Origin of the sequence: Streptomyces glaucus (assembly GCF_039533365.1) — a bacterium.
Taxonomy (GTDB): Bacteria; Actinomycetota; Actinomycetes; order Streptomycetales; family Streptomycetaceae; genus Streptomyces; species Streptomyces glaucus.
The window spans coordinates 78,702-94,341 of the sequence record NZ_BAAATK010000004.1 but is presented as its reverse complement, the minus strand read 5'-3'; the positions used below and the strand labels follow the sequence as shown (position 1 = coordinate 94,341).

10 protein-coding genes and 10 pseudogenes are annotated in these 15,640 nt (G+C 71.3%); 12 read left to right on the top strand and 8 right to left on the bottom strand.

Features of this window, described 5'->3' with window-relative positions; genetic code table 11:
• Positions 1-18: 18 nt before the first annotated feature.
• Positions 19-444: pseudogene (locus tag ABD363_RS04480) on the top strand (transposase); the annotation flags it as partial.
• A gap of 180 nt (positions 445-624) precedes the next feature.
• Positions 625-779, top strand: a pseudogene (locus ABD363_RS32540) (IS6 family transposase); the annotation flags it as partial.
• Between the two features lie 134 nt (positions 780-913).
• On the opposite strand, the gene ABD363_RS04475 reads toward ABD363_RS32540, so the two are convergent.
• A complete protein-coding gene (locus ABD363_RS04475; RefSeq protein ID WP_344600023.1) occupies positions 914-1,189 on the bottom strand; it encodes a hypothetical protein in 276 nt (91 codons plus the stop codon).
• A 269-nt stretch (positions 1,190-1,458) separates the two neighbouring features.
• Here ABD363_RS04475 and ABD363_RS04470 point away from each other — a divergent pair, with 269 nt between their 5' ends.
• From ABD363_RS04470 to ABD363_RS04460, 3 genes and pseudogenes are all read left to right on the top strand, one after another.
• Positions 1,459-2,277: a helix-turn-helix domain-containing protein gene (locus ABD363_RS04470; RefSeq protein ID WP_344600022.1), complete on the top strand. Its 819-nt coding sequence runs from the start codon at positions 1,459-1,461 to the stop codon at positions 2,275-2,277.
• A gap of 238 nt (positions 2,278-2,515) precedes the next feature.
• Positions 2,516-2,979 (top strand): annotated as a pseudogene (locus ABD363_RS04465) (transposase); the annotation flags it as partial.
• Between the two features lie 143 nt (positions 2,980-3,122).
• Positions 3,123-3,344, top strand: a pseudogene (locus ABD363_RS04460) (3-hydroxyacyl-CoA dehydrogenase); the annotation flags it as partial.
• A gap of 114 nt (positions 3,345-3,458) precedes the next feature.
• On the opposite strand, the pseudogene ABD363_RS04455 reads toward ABD363_RS04460, so the two are convergent.
• Positions 3,459-3,731, bottom strand: a pseudogene (locus tag ABD363_RS04455) (FBP domain-containing protein); the annotation flags it as partial.
• 75 nt (positions 3,732-3,806) lie between these two features.
• Here ABD363_RS04455 and ABD363_RS04450 point away from each other — a divergent pair.
• Together ABD363_RS04450 and ABD363_RS04445 are read left to right on the top strand one after the other, a co-directional pair.
• Complete coding sequence (locus ABD363_RS04450) at positions 3,807-4,376, top strand: TetR/AcrR family transcriptional regulator (RefSeq protein WP_344600021.1); 570 nt, start codon at positions 3,807-3,809, stop codon at positions 4,374-4,376.
• A 125-nt stretch (positions 4,377-4,501) separates the two neighbouring features.
• Positions 4,502-5,698, top strand: coding sequence for a GDSL-type esterase/lipase family protein (locus ABD363_RS04445; protein WP_344600020.1), 1,197 nt, complete (start codon positions 4,502-4,504; stop codon positions 5,696-5,698).
• A 189-nt stretch (positions 5,699-5,887) separates the two neighbouring features.
• Here ABD363_RS04445 and ABD363_RS04440 read toward each other — a convergent pair.
• Positions 5,888-6,524 (bottom strand): annotated as a pseudogene (locus tag ABD363_RS04440) (hypothetical protein).
• Between the two features lie 377 nt (positions 6,525-6,901).
• Positions 6,902-7,318 (bottom strand): annotated as a pseudogene (locus ABD363_RS04435) (NAD(P)H-dependent oxidoreductase); the annotation flags it as partial.
• A 642-nt stretch (positions 7,319-7,960) separates the two neighbouring features.
• Here ABD363_RS04435 and ABD363_RS04430 point away from each other — a divergent pair.
• Positions 7,961-8,245 (top strand): annotated as a pseudogene (locus ABD363_RS04430) (ATP-binding protein); the annotation flags it as partial.
• Between the two features lie 6 nt (positions 8,246-8,251).
• Here ABD363_RS04430 and ABD363_RS04425 read toward each other — a convergent pair.
• The 3 genes and pseudogenes from ABD363_RS04425 to ABD363_RS04415 all read right to left on the bottom strand — a co-directional run.
• Positions 8,252-8,899, bottom strand: coding sequence for a dihydrofolate reductase family protein (locus tag ABD363_RS04425; protein ID WP_344600019.1), 648 nt, complete (start codon positions 8,897-8,899; stop codon positions 8,252-8,254).
• A gap of 98 nt (positions 8,900-8,997) precedes the next feature.
• Positions 8,998-9,639 carry a VOC family protein gene (locus tag ABD363_RS32535; protein ID WP_425577937.1) on the bottom strand — a complete coding sequence of 214 codons (642 nt, stop codon included), beginning with the start codon at positions 9,637-9,639 and terminating at the stop codon, positions 8,998-9,000.
• Positions 9,640-9,809: 170 nt separating this feature from the next.
• Positions 9,810-10,393 (bottom strand): annotated as a pseudogene (locus ABD363_RS04415) (transposase); the annotation flags it as partial.
• Positions 10,394-10,878: 485 nt separating this feature from the next.
• Between ABD363_RS04415 and ABD363_RS04410 the strand changes: the two are divergent.
• Together ABD363_RS04410 and ABD363_RS04405 are read left to right on the top strand one after the other, a co-directional pair.
• On the top strand, positions 10,879-11,379 hold the full coding sequence (locus ABD363_RS04410) for a hypothetical protein (protein WP_344600018.1): 501 nt from the start codon (positions 10,879-10,881) through the stop codon (positions 11,377-11,379).
• A gap of 43 nt (positions 11,380-11,422) precedes the next feature.
• A pseudogene (locus tag ABD363_RS04405) lies at positions 11,423-11,503 on the top strand (IS5/IS1182 family transposase); the annotation flags it as partial.
• A gap of 294 nt (positions 11,504-11,797) precedes the next feature.
• Here the strand turns inward: ABD363_RS04405 and ABD363_RS04400 are convergent.
• Positions 11,798-12,289, bottom strand: coding sequence for a hemerythrin domain-containing protein (locus ABD363_RS04400; RefSeq protein WP_344600017.1), 492 nt, complete (start codon positions 12,287-12,289; stop codon positions 11,798-11,800).
• Between the two features lie 595 nt (positions 12,290-12,884).
• Between ABD363_RS04400 and ABD363_RS04395 the strand changes: the two genes are divergently transcribed.
• Positions 12,885-13,433 carry a TetR/AcrR family transcriptional regulator gene (locus tag ABD363_RS04395; RefSeq protein WP_344600016.1) on the top strand — a complete coding sequence of 183 codons (549 nt, stop codon included), beginning with the start codon at positions 12,885-12,887 and terminating at the stop codon, positions 13,431-13,433.
• Positions 13,434-13,458: 25 nt separating this feature from the next.
• Positions 13,459-15,627, top strand: a complete 2,169-nt coding sequence (locus ABD363_RS04390) for an MMPL family transporter (RefSeq protein WP_344600015.1) — start codon at positions 13,459-13,461, stop codon at positions 15,625-15,627.
• Positions 15,628-15,640: the final 13 nt, after the last annotated feature.

Genomic DNA, 15,640 nt, shown 5'->3' with positions numbered 1-15,640 from the left:
CATGCCGGTGTTTCCTGCCGGTGTGCCCAGCGGAGGCGGACGAGTCGTCCTCCGCCTGCGCGTCCGCGGGTTCCTCCGCCCGGTCATCTCGTGCGGGCGCCGGACCTTCGCCGAGCAACTGCCGGGGCCGGCCCGTCGGTACGGTCGGCGGACCGAGCGCCTGCGGGCGAACGGCTGCCGCAGTGGCTCGATGCCGTCCGGCGAGACAGCCTCCCCGGCCTCCATACGCTCGCCGCGGGCATCGGCCGTGACCGCGATGCGGTCATCGCCGGCCTCACCCCGCCCTGGAGCTCCGGAGTGGTCGAAGGACATGTCGACCGGATCAAGATGCTCAAACGCCAGATGTCCGGCCGAGCCGGGTTCGATCTCCTACGAGAACGCGTCCTTCTCCATGGACGACCACGCGCAGCGCAGGCTCGCCCACGCTATAGCCTCGGCCTGTGACCAACAGCGGCAGCCCGGCGACGGAGAACACCCCTCATCCCGAGCTCCCTCACTTTCAAGAGCTCTTGGACGGGACGGACTGGGCATCGCTCGCCACTCCGCACGGGACCGGCGAGTCCCTGCCGGCCGCGCTCACGCGCCTCCTCGACCTCGATCCGGCCGTGAGGGCGGCCGCCGCCAGCGCAACGGTTCCTGTCCGCGTTCAGCGGCATCTCACCTCAACTTCCGGCCCCCACCGCCGCCCGATGCCCGCCCACGGCCACCGAGCCGAGACGATCACCCGATTCGCCGTCTGGAACCGGATCACCGGCGTCGCCGGCCGGCCTGCCACGGCCTGGACACAGACCCCGACCGCACGCTCACCACGCCTCGGCGCACCGTCGGGAATGTGTGGATGCAACAACGTGACAACGCCCGCAAGCCGTCGGTGGCGCCCCTTTGAAGGGGCGCCACCGACAGGGCCGGGTTGTCAGCGGTTGGTCCACAGGTTCCAGAAGAAGGTGCCCTCGGCGCACTGGTAGCGGTCCCAGTGCCCGCGGTCGATGCCCTGCTGGCCGGCGGTCTGGCAGCCGCCCAGGGTCAGGTACTTGCCGCGGTGGACGTCCAGGCCCTCGGCCGCCTGAACGGCCGCCACCCGCTGGGAGGCCGCGCCGGGCGAGGCAACGGCCGGCGCCGCCGCGCTCAGGCCGCCGACTCCGACGACGGCGAGAGCGGCCAAGGCGGACAGTGCAGTGCGTACACGCATGGTGAAGATCCTTCCGGTAAGGGGTTCGAGTCGGCTCGTGCGGCATCCGCCGGCACGGCGATGAGTACCGGCACGCTCACCCTCAGGGGTGATTCGCTCAGCCGGTATGCCGAGTTTGCGCAGGAAACAGCACCCCCACAACCGGATCCCGCTTGCTTCACTGATGTCGGGATAAATACAGTCCTGACCTGCTGGGACGCCCCCATCCCGGGACACGGGACAGCCGGCCGAGACGCGATCGCCCCCTCTTTCACGGAAAGGCCCGACCGATGACCGGCCCACAACCGGACCCCCGCGCGGCAGCACGCAAGCTGGGAGACGCTCTGCGCAGCCTGCAACAGCAGTCCGGGCGCACCCTGCGCAGCCTGGAGGCCCAGGTCCGCATCAGCGACTCGTCCCTCTCCCGCTATTTCCGCGGCGAAACCGTGCCCTCCTGGCCCGTTGTGCGGGACCTGTGCCAAGCACTGGACGCCGACCCCACCCAGTACCGCGCCCTGTGGGAAGCGGCCGCCCCCACCCGCCACGACGAACCAGCCACCGCCGCCATGAGCACCGCCGGCGACAGCGACGAGGCTGCCGGATCCTCAACCGCATCCCGCCCGGCCCGCCGACGCCGGCTGCGCGGGCCGTGGTCCCGCCGCCGGATCATCGCCACAGCCGCTGCCCCCATCGTGGCCGGCGGGCTGGTGACGGGCCTGCTGCTCCTGCTTTCAATCCAGGACGGGCCCGGCACCACGCCCGCGCCAGGCACCGCAGCCGGTACAGGCGGCAGCGCCGGCGTCCTCGTCCACAACGTCGAGAAGAAGTGCCAAAAACCCCGCACGCACACCTGCGCGCTGTCCCTGGCCTACAGCCCCTACCGCCCCTACGACACCACCAATTCCGCCGGCCGCGTCTGGCACCACGACCTCCTCCAAGCCCGCTGCACCATCGCCAACGGCGTCACCGTCACCGACGAAAACCACAAACACACCAGCATCTGGCTCCAGGTCATACACAACGGAAAACACCTCTGGCTCCCCGGAATCCGCGTCCGCCCCGACCACCTAAGCCAACTCACCGCCGTCCTCCCCCTCTGCACGCCCTGAAAGAGCGTTTTGTCACGGCAGGATTGTTCGGTGTTGAACGGCAGGGTGGTTCGGTGTTGATTCGCAGGCCGATCCGGTATGGGCTCCTGGGGCAGACCGGTCTGGTGTGAGGCGAGGAATCCGTGTCGTCATTCGGCGACCCTTTTCGTTCCGTTCGCTCCTGCCCGACCCCGACGCGCCTCCGGCCGGCCTCGTTCGCGACTCGGGGAGGCGGCCCGCTCGACGGCAGTACCGAAACATGACGCGACACCGTCCACATCCCAGCGACCTCTCCGAGGCCCGCCGGGAGCTGTTCTGACCCACACTCACCGCCTGGCGGGCGGAACACAGGAGCAAGGGTCCCGACAGCGGCCGCCCGCCTGAGCACGGCCTGCGTCGCAGCATGGACGCCACCCTCTGCGTCGACCGCACCGGCATCCCCTGGCGGTACCCGCCGCACGACCTCGCCCCCCGGGAAACCGTCCACGGCTGCTTCGCCGCCTGCTGGAAGGAAGGTGTCTTCGACCAGCTCGGCGGCCTCCTGCGACGCCTGGGCCGGAAGGCCGAAGGCCGCGACGGCAAGCCGAGTGCCCGCGTGCCGGACGCGCGGAGCGTGAAGACCTCCAGCAATGTGCCGGCGGCCGGCCGGGGCATCGACGCCGGCAGAAAATCACAGATCGCAAGCGCCATGTCGAGGGGGACGCCCTTGGCCCGCCCCTGGCACCCGCGCCCCGGTGCCCGTACCGCCGCCGCGTCCGCTGCGTCTGCACGGTGACGCCGGGCCCGCCGGAGGACTCGTGAACGTGCTCGTCGCGGCCGGGATCCCCGTCGAGCGGGTGGCGGCCGCCGGCAGCGCGCTGGACGGGATGTTCGAGCCGTCCGACGGGACGCTGCCGCGTCCGACCGACGGGCGTACGGCCGACCGGCACGCCCGGCGTACGGAACGTCCGGTCGTCCTGTTCGACCTGAGCCTGGACTTCGCCACCTCCTCCCGTACCGCCCTGGCGGTGGGTGGCGGGGCGTCCGACGCCCCGCGGGACGCCGTGGTGGGCCTGTTCCAGCTGCTGGGCAAGGACGTCGGCACGGTGGACGACGTCCCGGGGCTGCTGGTGTCCCGCACCGTCGCCAGGCGCCCGCGGGCAGGCGCCCGCCGAGTCGCCCTGCTGTCCGGCCTTCCCCGCCCGGCGCGCGGCCATCAGGGAGAGGCCACCGGTGTGGGTGATCACGCACACCGAGCACATGCTGCGTCGCGTCTGCCGCGAGGTGGGGCTGGAGCAGCGGAGCGCGAGGGCCGTCGGCCGGCCGTCCGGCTCCGTGACGAGGCAGGCCCGGTCGGGGCCCGGTGATCCCGCCGGCCGAGGCAGTCCAGGTCTGCCCCAGGGCCGGTCGGCCAGGTCCCGTGGGACGGACAGGCGCTTCGCCTCGCCCTTGTGCGGTTCACGAACGCGGCACGGATCTCTCGCCCGGTCAGCCACTCCTAAACATCAAGCCAATTTGCCTAAGGGTATTAGGCAAATACATAATCGCTTCTGGTGGATGAGAGGAGAAGCATGGGACGCGCAGGGCTGACCACGGAACGTCTGACCCGGGCGGGGGCGGAACTGGCCGATGAGGTCGGCTTCGACCAGGTGACCGTCTCGGCGCTCGCCAGACGGTTCGACGTCAAGGTCGCAAGCCTGTACTCGCACCTCAAGAACTCCCAGGACCTCAAAACCAGGATCGCCCTGCTCGCCCTGGAAGAACTCGCCGACCGGGCCGCCGACGCCCTGGCCGGGCGAGCCGGCAAGGACGCGCTGGCCGCCCTGGCGAACGTCTACCGCGACTACGCCCGGGAGCATCCCGGCCGCTACGCCGCGGCCCAGACGAGGTTCGACCCGCAGACCGCGGCCGCCGGCGCCGGCGGCAGGCACGTACAGATGACGCGGGCGATCCTGCGCGGCTACGACCTGGCGGAGCCGGACCAGACACACGCCGTCCGGCTGCTGGGCAGCGTCTTCCACGGCTACGTCAGCCTGGAGACGGGCGGCGGCTTCAGCCACAGCGCCCCCGACACACAGGAAACCTGGTCACGGATCCTGGACGCCCTCGACGCCCTGCTGCGCAACTGGCCCGCGCCCTGACCACGGCCCCGCACCGCCCGGCCGGCCGAGGCCGTCGAGCGCGCGACAGAAGCGCGGACGCACGGACGCACCCGACGACCGATGCATCCGGACAACCCCGATCCCCCGACCAAGAGGCTGAAACCATGCCCGCCAAGCATGCCTGGATCACCACGCCCATCACCCCGGACCTCCTGCGCGGCGTCCTCGACCTGGAACGCACCGGGCGCGGCCTGCTGCCGCACCGGCTGCCCGCGCGGGCCCGAGCGCAGTGCACCGACGGACAGCTCGCCATGGCCGAGTCCCAGCCGTCCGGTGTACGGCTGGCCTTCCGCACCCGGGCCACCGCCGTCGAACTGGACACGCTGCCCACCAAAAGGATCTATGCGGGCGCCCCGCCCCGCCCGGACGGCGTGTACGACCTGCTCGTCGACGGCCGTCCGACCGGCCGGGCCACCGTGACCGGCGGCAACACCCTGACCATCGACATGGCCACCGGGGCCGTCGAGAACCGGCCCGGCCCGGCCGGCACCCTCCGCTTCACCGACCTGCCCGGCGGCGCCAAGGACGTCGAAATCTGGCTGCCGCACAACGAGACCACCGAACTCGTCGCCCTGCGCACCGACGCCCCCGTCGAGCCCGTACCGGACCGGGGCCGCAAGGTGTGGCTGCACCACGGCAGCTCGATCAGCCAAGGTTCCGACGCCGCCAGTCCCACCACCACCTGGCCCGCGCTGGCCGCCTCCCTCGGCGGCGTGGAACTGATCAACCTCGGCTTCGGCGGCGGCGCCCTGCTCGACCCGTTCACCGCCCGCGCGATGCGGGACACCCCCGCTGACCTGATCAGCCTCAAAATCGGCATCAACCTGGTCAATGCCGACCTGATGCGGCTGCGTGCCTTCGGCCCGGCCGTCCACGGCTTCCTCGACACCCTCCGCGACGGACACCCCACCACACCGCTGCTGGTCGTCTCCCCCCTCCACTGCCCCATCCACGAGGACACCCCCGGCCCCAGCGCCTTCGACTTCGACGCGCTCAGCTCCGGAAAGCTGCGGTTCCGGGCCACCGGCGACCCCGCCGAACGCGCCGCCGGGAAACTGACGCTGGGCGTCATCCGTGAGGAGCTGTCCCGCATCGTGCGGCAGCGGGCGGCCGAAGACCCCCACCTGCACTACCTCGACGGCCGCGACCTCTACGGCGAGGCCGACTTCGCCGAGCTGCCGCTGCCCGACCAGCTCCACCCGGACGCCGCCGCCCACCGCCGCATCGGCGAACGCTTCGCCGAGCTGGCCTTCACCGGTGCCGCGGGCGCGGGCGGCCTCCTCACCGACGACAACGCCTGAGACCGGGTTGCGCCGCTCGCGGCTGTTGGCCGCGAGGCTCCCAGGTGCCCGGCTCCGGGGTGCCCGCCGGCCTCGCAGCCGGCCATGTCTCCTGGTGCTCCAGTGAAATTCCGTGTTCTGGGCCGGTTCTTCCTCGGCAGTGGCAGCGCCGGGCTGTGGCTTGGTGGCGTCTGCGCCAGCGGGACCGGTTCAGGACGTGCGGGGGTCTGTCCTGATGGGGGCGGGGGTGGGACAGGAGAGCGTCCAGCAGGCGTCTGATCTCCGCCACGGTGAACGGGACGAGGGCTGATCCGTTCCTGCGGCCCCCTTGCCTCGCCGCCGGCCGGGCCGGACATGCGTCCAGTGGGAGGGCGTGAGGGGCACGAGGCGAACCGTGGCTTGTCCGCCGGGCTCCGGAACGGGCACGTTCTGGAGCCCGGAGCGAGGCGATGCTGACCGCACGTCCCCCGGTGGGTGAGAGGTGTCCGATGTCCCACATGGGTCGCAGAACACCAGCGCCGGGGATCGGCATCGTGCGTCGGGCCTCGGCAGCGGGACGGAGCGTCAGGGCCGCCCGGATCATGCCCTTGCGGATCTCGGAGCACCGCCAATGACACCAAGCCGCGCTCCGCCCGAACTGGAACTGCTCAGCCGCTTCGGCGAGCTTCTCCCAGAACGCCGGGGGCAGCGCGCGAGCGTCCCCGAGCTCCTCCAGCAGCCCCAGGGCGATCTCCCACTCGTCGTGGGCGAGGTGGTCCCAGATGTCCCGCACCGTGATGTCGTTCCCGGTAGCGGTCTCTTCCGGAACCAGCAGGGAGGCCGATTCGAGCAGCCCAGGGACGTCCATGCGCTCATTGTCGACCACGTGCGGGACGGCGGAGGACTCGCTCGGCACCGACGTCGCGGCATCGGCAACGGCGCACTTTCATCCGTGTTCGACGGTGCACGTTCGCCCGTACGCCGACAGCCGTGACGGTGAACCGCGTGCGGGCCGCGGCACCGCCCCGCGCTGCGGACACGAGTCGGTCGGGGACGCTGCCACCCGCATCCACATCCCGAACAGCCGATTAGGCCAGGCGGGGTTCCCTGTGCCTGAACAATCCGTGTGTCTGCCGGGGTGACTCCCCCCATTCCCAGGAGCGTCGAGGCCGCTGAAGCCGGCCGCCACGGACCTCGGGCTGCTCCTCGGGTTCGCGCCCCGGCTCCCCTGTCCATCGCCGGCGGTCAGCCGCGCACGTGCAGCCCGAAGCCCGTGCGGCCCGCGGGCTCCAGTCCCTCCTTCAGCTGCAGCGAGGGGATCTCGTAGTCGCCGAAGTTCTGCCGCCGGAACGGGATCGGATCGGTCGACTCCAGGGTGAGCAGGCGCTGTTTCCAGGCCTTGACGACGTCCGGGTAGTCCTCGCCGGTCATCCGGTCGGCGCTGTACAGCACGAACGGCGGCAGCACCTCGATGCCCGGGCAGTAGAGGATGCCGTGGTGGATCGGGAACAGCAGATCGTCGATGGGGCCGTTGATCCCGCGAGCGGCGTAGTGCGACTCCGGGCCGCCGACCGTCACCGACAGCAGTGCCTTCCTGCCCGCGAGGGTGCCTTCGCCGAAGCGCTCGCCGTACTTGGTGTCGCTGTGCTCGCCGACGCCGTACCAGATATCCGGCCTGACCCGCGGATACGGCCGGCGCACCGAGCGGCTGCGGTCGGCCCTGGCTGCGGTCGGCCCTGTCCTGGCCGGCCGGGCCGGCGCCCGCTTGGCTGCCGTTCGCGGCGTGTCCATCAGCCGGAGTACGGTCCTGCGCCTGGTCGACGCGCTGCCCGAGCCGGAGGCGCCCGTGCTGCGGGGGGTCGGCGTCGACGCGTACGCCATCCGCAGGGGCCACCATTACGGCACCGCCCTGGTGGACGTCGAAACCCGCCGTCCGGTGACCTGCTCCCGGACCGGGGCGCGTCCAGCCGGGCCGCCCGGCTCGCCCGGCGGCCCGGGGTCGAGGTCGTCCGCCGGGACCGCGCGCTCTTCTTCGCCGGGGGCGCCGCTTCCGGAGCGCCGCAGGCGGTCCAGGTCGCGGACCGGTGGCAGCTCCGGCACAACCTGAGCGAGGCCGCCGAACGACGCGTCGCCCAGCACCATCGTTGCCTGCGCGTCCCGATACCCGCAGCGCCCCAACCCGAACCCGAGCCGGCCCTGGTCACGGACCCGTCCGCCCCGCCTTGGCCATGAGGACACCGGTTCGCCGGCCGCACCCGGGCCCAACACGCCGCTGTCCACGCCCTGCTGACGGCAGGGCACAGCCGCCGCTCGGAACGGCGGATCAGGGCAGTCGGTTTCTCGAGGGAGAAGTCGCTGCGGACCTTCGACTTCGACGCCACCCCCGCCATCGGCCCGGCCGCCGTCGATACCCTCGCCGGCTGCGAGCGGATCAGGAAGGGTCAGCCGCTCCGCTCGATCGGCGACTCCGGCACCGGCGAGTCGCACATGCCGATCGCCCCGGGCGCCGAGGCCGCGATGAAGGGCTACCGGGTCCGCTGCACGCTGGCCACGAAGCTGGTGAACGAGCCGGTCGGGGCCGGCCCTGAGGCACGGTCACTTCCGCCAGAACAGGTGGTGCGTCACGCCGCTCGGACTGGGCACGACCTCCAGGTGGAACCGGTCGAGCAGTTCCTCGGGCGAGTCCCACAGTCGCAGTCCGGACCCGAGCCTCACCGGCGAGACCGCCACATGCAGGGTGTCTACGAGGTCCAAGTCCAGGAACTCCCGGATGGTGGTCACCCCGCCGCCGAGCCGGACGTCCTTGCCCCGCGCCGCTTCCCGCGCCTGCTCCAGGACCGCGACCGGGTCGCCGGCGACGAAGTGGAACGTGGTGTCGGACAGCGTGAACGAAGGACGCCGGTGGTGCGTCATGACGAACACCGGGGTGTGGAACGGGGGCTCGTCCCCCCACCAGCCGCGCCACTCATGGTCCTGCCAGGGCCCGCGCTGGGGTCCGAACTTGTTGCGGCCCATGATCTCGGCACCGATGTTGCGGGCGTAGTCCCGCGTGAAGTAGTCGTCGAGGCCCCGGCTCCCCCCGGGATCGGTCCGCATGGGCCAGCTCGCCGTGGCCCCGGCCCAGGCGAACAGCATCGCCGGGTCGACGGCATGGCCGAACGGACTTTCAAGGCTCTGGTCCTCACCGGCACCGATGCCGTCACTCGAGACGTTGAAATTCTGAACTCTCAGCAGCTGAGCCACGTGGTCCTCCTCTGTCGTCGACAACGGTGGTGAGACTCTCCGGGCCGTGAAAACTCATCGCTGCATCCGTGACCGGCCGGAAACCGGGCCGCCCGCTGTCACAGACGGCGAGCGGCCTCGAGCAGTGAGCGTTTTCGACGTCGCCTCTCCAGGGTGAGGGCGGCAGCGGCGGTGACGGTCACGCGGTTGGGGCCGCAGCGGGCTCTGCGGAGGATCCGCCGGGATTTCAGTCCCGCGACGCTTCGTTCGACCGGTGCTCGTGCCGCTGACAGGGCCCGGTTGATCATCCGCTGGATCGCGGTGAGGTCCTGGTGCGGAAGACGTCTGATCGGTGTGGTGGCCCAGGGACCGGCCCCGATGCGGGCGCGCCCGGCGAGGACGGGCCTGCCCTGGTGTTCGCAGGTCCGGACAACGCGGTGGCGCGGGGCGCCCACCAAGCGGGGCGGGAACTTCCACCCGGTGAACTCATGGGGTTGCCACAGGGAGAAGGCAGCACCCGCCGGGTCGATCAGTGTCGCCGTACGGCCCTGACCACCCGCGTCGAAGGGAGCCACGACAAGACGCGCGCCGTTCGCGGTCGCGGTTTCAGTGCGGCGATCGACGCCGTCAACGGCCAGGCAGTAGGCGACGTGGGCGGGCGTGTCCGGCGGATGGACCGGGTGCGCAAGGTCGCTGACACTGCCGATCCGGTATCCGTCGACGGTTGTCTTGGTGCCCTGGCGCCAGTCCTTCCCATCCATCGCGAAGCATCAGCCCAGTGCCTCCGACAAGAAGGCGGCGGTGCCGGACGGGTCGCGGACTTTCAGGTCCATCCAGCAGAACTCGTTCAACGAACCGCGGGCGGTCATCGTGTCCTGCTTGTCCTTCGAGCGCTGGACATCGGCTCGCCGGGCGACTGCGCAAGCGGGTTTCAGCTGCCACCCGTGCCAGAGCGCCGGCGGGAAGCCGCAGGTCTCTGCTGCGCGTGCAGTGACACCGGTCGTTTCCGGCAGACGAGAGCACATCCGGGGGTGCGGAAGGCTTCGTGGATGTCGTCGCATATCTCCCAGCGGATCCGCGGGCGGCGGAACCAGTGCAGGTGAGCGAACGCGCGCTCGACGCCCCAGTGTTGGGCGCCGAGTCCGGAGCCGTGTTCGGTGCCGCGACGGGCGATCAGTGGCTTCACGCCGAGGGCCCGGTCCAGACGGCGGTATGTGTCGTGGTCGTAGCCGCGGTCAGCGAGGATCACGTCCGGGCGGCGCCGGCGCCGGGGCCGGGCGCGCTTGCCCCGCACCGGCGGCACGGCCTGCAGGAGCGGGACCGGTTGGGTGACGTCGCTGCGGTTGCCACCGGTCAAGGCGGCAGCGAGCGGGATGCCGGTCACGTCAGTGATCAGATGATGCTTGCTGCCCGTCCTGCCCCGGTCAACAGGGCTTCGTCCGGTCCTGGCTCCCCCTTCGACGCCCGGATGCGGGAGCCGTCGGCCGCCGCGCGGGAGAAGTTCAGGGCTTTCGCTTCCCACGGCTTCGACCGTGCCGCCCGGCTCCCCGGATCGTCGGTCCTGGAGTGATCCGATCACCTCGAAAATCATTTCGTCAGGACTTCTTGCCCCGGGTGGAAGACGGGCGTCGGACGTGTGGGGCACATGGCTCCCCCGGCCCGGGCCCGGCAGGTGTCTCCGGGCCGTTCAGGCACGTACGGCATGTTCGTGACGTACGTGCCGGCCCCCGACCTCGTTTCAGCCGGGACAAGGTCGCCGCACTCGTCCCGGCCGCGCACCGATGGCTCCGCTGGTCACCGGTGTGCCTGTGGCGCATCGCCGACGGGAGCGCCGCTGAAGGCCTCGCGGGTGGATTCAGCCATTCCTGCAGGCCCGGCAGGCCACCGACCCGCCCGTTGGGATGACCTGGAAATACCTGGCGGCTCAGGACGTCGGCAAACACTCTGGAGAACGGTCCGACGGCACCTCGCGCATCTCGATCTGCAGGAGGAAGACGAACGTGCTCTCGAGACGGAACAGGGAGACCGACCGGGAAACCGGCCGCCGGGGGTGGCGCGCGCTGCTCGGCGTCGCCTTCGCGTTCGGCCTGGCGGCGCTGACACCGCTTCAGGCCCAGGCAGCCCCCATACAGAGCGTCGGCTACGGCACGCTCCCCAACGAAGGCCTCTACCCCGAGCAGACCTCCTGCTCGGGGAGCTACTACCAGCCCGGTGTGCCCGGCGGGGCGACGAAGACGGCGGTCTACGCCGGGCGCACCATCACCCTGAAGTACTTCTACAGCCCCGGCTGCGGCTCGTTCGCCCGCATAGAGAACGCGCCCCAGGGCTGCGCCGCACACAGCAACCGCCTCACCGATTCCGGGATCGTGTGGGTGCTCGAAACGGTCGACCCGGGCATCGACTACGCCTACACCAAGGTGATCAACAATCTCAACGGTCGGCAGAGCAAGGCGGTGCTGTTCTGCGACAACCAGCGCCTGGCGGAGACCGCCTGGTACTGAGGACTGTCCCGTAACTGCTGGTCACAGGTGGGACGATCTCGCCGTGACGGGTGTGATCAGGGCGCCGGAGCCGTCCTGGACAGCCCCGTTCACCGGGCCGGGCCCGCGGCGGTTCGGCAAGCTGAGCCGTACCGGGTTTCGTGGAGTCCCTGATGCCAGGATCACCGTCCTGGCGAAGGAGCACCACCAGCACCATGGCAGCACCCCGTGAACACCCCGATGAGCTCCGCGAGCGTGCGGTCCGCGAGGTCCGCGCCGCCGGTCGGCCGGGCCGATCGGCCGGCGCGGGCAGGGCACAGCTCACCGGCCTTCCACGTGGACGACGGCAAGCTCCTCGCCGTGGTCACCAGGGCCCCGTCTCCGAGTGGCGGACCCTCGGGCTGGCCATGGCGCGCACGGCCCGGGAAACGGGCGCAGGTCAGGACTCGACGATCCGGCGCACATGGTCCACGGAACCGCAGCCGGCCTTCAGCAGGCGCTCCCGCTCCTCCAGGAACACCGCGCCCAGTTCCTCCCGCCGCTGCATCGCCACGTTCTCCCGCGCTCCGTTGAGGATGGTGCGTTCCTCCTCGTCCGCGTGGTGGGTGACGGCCTTCACCAGCTCCTCCAGCTTCGCGTCCCACTCCTCGGAGCCGATCTCCTCGACCTCGAGGAGAGCCAGGAGGGCCTTGTTGCCCTCCTCGTGCTCGTGTTCGCCGTGCTCGACCTCTTCGTCGTCGATGTTCCTGTACCGCTTGAGGGCGGGGTAGACCTTGGCCTCCTCGGCCAGTGCGTGCGCGATCAGCAGGCCGGCGAACTCCTGCAGCGCGGCCGCGCGGTCGGCTTCGACGCTCCGCATCCGGCGGAAGAGCTCCTCCATGCGCCGGTGGTCCTGGAGGATGAGTTCGACGACGTCTCGGGTCTCTGCCATGGGACAAGCACACCTTTCCTGCGATGGGACGGGGTCACTTCCGCATACCCCCTTCCCGCCGCTTCGAGCGCTCCCGGTTCCGTGCCTGCCGCCGCCGGAGGCTCCCGGCCCGGGAGCGGTGCCTTCCGCCCAGGACCAGGCCGGGGCATCCGGTGTTCCGGTGCGGTTCCGTGATCCACCCGGTGGGCCCGTCTCCGCCAGTGGCTGCGGCGGCCCGCCGACGAGAGCGTCGGTGTCCCGCGCTCCCCCGCCCGGAACCGGCCGACGCGGCTCCCGGACACCCGAGGTCTTCCACGAGTGGCGACGAGCGCAAGCCGGCCGTTCAGGCGGACCGGCAGCTCGAACGGGTCGTCGCGGGCGACCACCGGCCGGTTGTCCGGCCTCCGACGCGAACGCCGCCGGTCACGGGCCGCGAAAGGGGCGTGTACGGCGCCGACGCCGCGGCACCGCTCCCCCGGGGACCGGCGCTTCCGCGCGCGGGCCGAAAGCCAGGCGCGCGCCCGGACAAGCCCCGGACGGAAAGAGTGACGCACGTCACAACGACACACTGTCCGATCGGTCAGTTCTGACCGATCGGACAGTTAAGGTGGGGAGCATGGCACGTTCCGCCTCCGCCATGCGCGGCCAGATCCTGGAGTCGGCACTGCGACTGTTCGCCGTGCACGGCTTCCGCGGCACCTCGTTGCAGGACATCGCCTCCGAGGCGGGCTGCTCGAAGGCGTCGCTCCTCTACCACTTCGCCGGCAAGGAGAAGATCCTCATCGAGCTGCTGGCCCCGGCCCGGGACGCCCTCGCCACGCTGCTCGACCGCGTGGCCGGACTGGAGGGCGGCCGGCTGGTGGAGGAGACCGTCGTCGGGTACGTCGACCTGACGCTGCGGTTCCGCCGCGAGATCCGGCTCCTCTTCGAGGACATCGCCGAAATGTCCTGCCACCAGGACCTCAACGTCATGGAACTGGCGGACGGGCTGCTGGACGCGCTGGCCGGCCGCTCGCAGCAGGCGCCGGCCCGGGTGGCGGCGTGGATGGTGCTGGGCGCCGTCTTCATCACCGGTGCCGCCGACGACGAGATGGCGCCGGACGAGGTGCTGCGCGCCGAAATGATCCGCAGTGCGCTGCGGACGCTCGACCACACCCCCAGTTGACCCCTAACGGAAAGACCTCTCCTCCATGGCGACCTTGCTGTACCGGCTCGGGCGGTTCTCCTTCCGCAGAAGAGGCCGAATAGTCGCGGTCTGGCTGCTCCTGCTGGCCCTGCTGGGTGCCGGAGCCGCCACCCTGATGGGCCCGACCACTGACAAGTTCTCCATGCCGGGCACCGAGTCCCAGCGGGCGCTGGACGACCTCGACCGGCAGTTCCCGCAGGCCGGCGGAGCCACCGGCACCATCGTCGTCGCCGCGCCCGAAGGCGAGAAGCTGGCCCCCGCCGCGGTGGCGCCTCTGGTGAAGGAGGCCTCCGGAATCGACGGCGTCACCGCCGCCATGGACCCGTTCCGGACCGGCTCCGTCTCCCAGGACGGCCGCTACGCCCTGATCCAGGTGCAGTTCGACAAGGCCGCCGACGAGGTCACCGACGAGCAGAAGGCGGCCTACGAGGCCGTCGGCGCCGACGCCGAGGGCCTGCGGGTCGAGCACGGCGGCGAGGTCATGGGCGGTGAGGTGGAGGTCGGCTCCACCGAGGCGCTCGGCGTCCTGGTCGCCGCGGTGGTCCTGGTCGTCACCTTCGGCTCGCTGGTCGCCGCCGGCATGACCCTGCTGAACGCGCTGATCGGCGTCGCGGCCGGCATGGCCGGTCTCTTCTCCCTGACCAGTCTCATCGAACTGACCTCCACCGCCCCCATTCTGGCGCTGATGCTGGGCCTGGCCGTCGGCATCGACTACTCGCTCTTCATCACCTCCCGCTACCGCCAGTACCTCGCCGAGGGAGTCCGGCCCGAGGAGGCCGCCGGCCGCGCGACCGGAACTGCCGGCTCCGCAGTCGTCTTCGCCGGCGCCACCGTCGTCATCGCCCTGGCCGGCCTCTCCGTCGTGGGCATCCCCTTCCTGAGCGTGATGGGCCTGGCCGCGGCGGGCACCGTCGCCGTCGCCGTGCTGGTCGCCCTCACCCTGCTGCCGGCCTTCCTCTCCTTCGCCGGCAAGAGGATCCTGCCGCGCAAGCAGCGCCACGCGGACGGGTATGCCGCCGCGGGCGGCTCCGCCGCCGAGGGCCTCGGCTTCGCCTGGGGCCGGCTCGTCACCAGGCTGCGCGTCCCGCTCCTGGTCGTCGGCGTCCTCGGACTGGGCGCGCTCACCCTCCCGGCCCAGGACATGCGCATAGCCCTGCCGGACGCGGGCACCGCCGCCGAGGGCTCCCCCGCACGCGAGGCGTACGACCTGACGGCCGAGGGCTTCGGCGAGGGCTTCAACGGCCGTCTCGTCGCCGTCGTCAACGGTGCGGACGCGCGGTCCACCGCGGCGGCCACCGAGAAGACCACCGCCCTCATCAAGGACACCGACGGCATCCTGACCGTGGCCCCGCCGCAGCTGAACGAGCAGGGCACCACCGCGCTGCTGACCATCATCCCCGAGGCCGGCCCGACCGCCACCGCCACCGAGGACGCCGTCCACGACATCCGCGACCGGGTCGCGGACATCGAGGGCGCCGACATCGCCCTCACCGGCGCGACCGCCCTGGGCATCGACGTCTCCCAGAAGCTCGCCGACGCCCTGCCGGTGTACCTGCTCCTGGTGGTGGGCCTGTCCATCCTGCTGCTCATGCTGGTCTTCCGGTCGGTCCTGGTACCGCTGAAGGCGGCCCTGGGCTTCCTGCTCACCGTGGGCGCGACCTTCGGCATCACCGTCGCCATCTTCCAGGAGGGCCACCTCGCCGGCCTGGTGGGCGTCGACACCCCCGGCCCGCTGGTGAGCTTCCTGCCGATCCTGCTCATCGGCATCCTGTTCGGCCTCGCCATGGACTACGAGGTCTTCCTCGTCTCCCGCATGCGCGAGGACTTCGTCCACGGCGCCGACCCGCAGGCGGCCATGGTCAGCGGCCTGGGCCACAACGCCCGCGTCGTCACGGCCGCCGCGCTCATCATGACGTCCGTGTTCGCGGGCTTCGTCCTGATGGACGACCCGATCATCAAATCCATCGGGTTCGCCCTCGCCGTCGGCGTGGTCATCGACGCCTTCGTCGTCCGCATGACGCTGGTTCCGGCGGTGATGTCGCTGCTCGGCCGTGCCGCCTGGTGGCTGCCCCAGCCCGTCGACAAGGCCCTGCCCGACCTCGACATCGAGGGCGAGAAGCTGAACCGGCAGCTGGCGGAAGGGACGCACGACGGGACGCCCGTCCCGGCCTGACCCGCGCACCGGC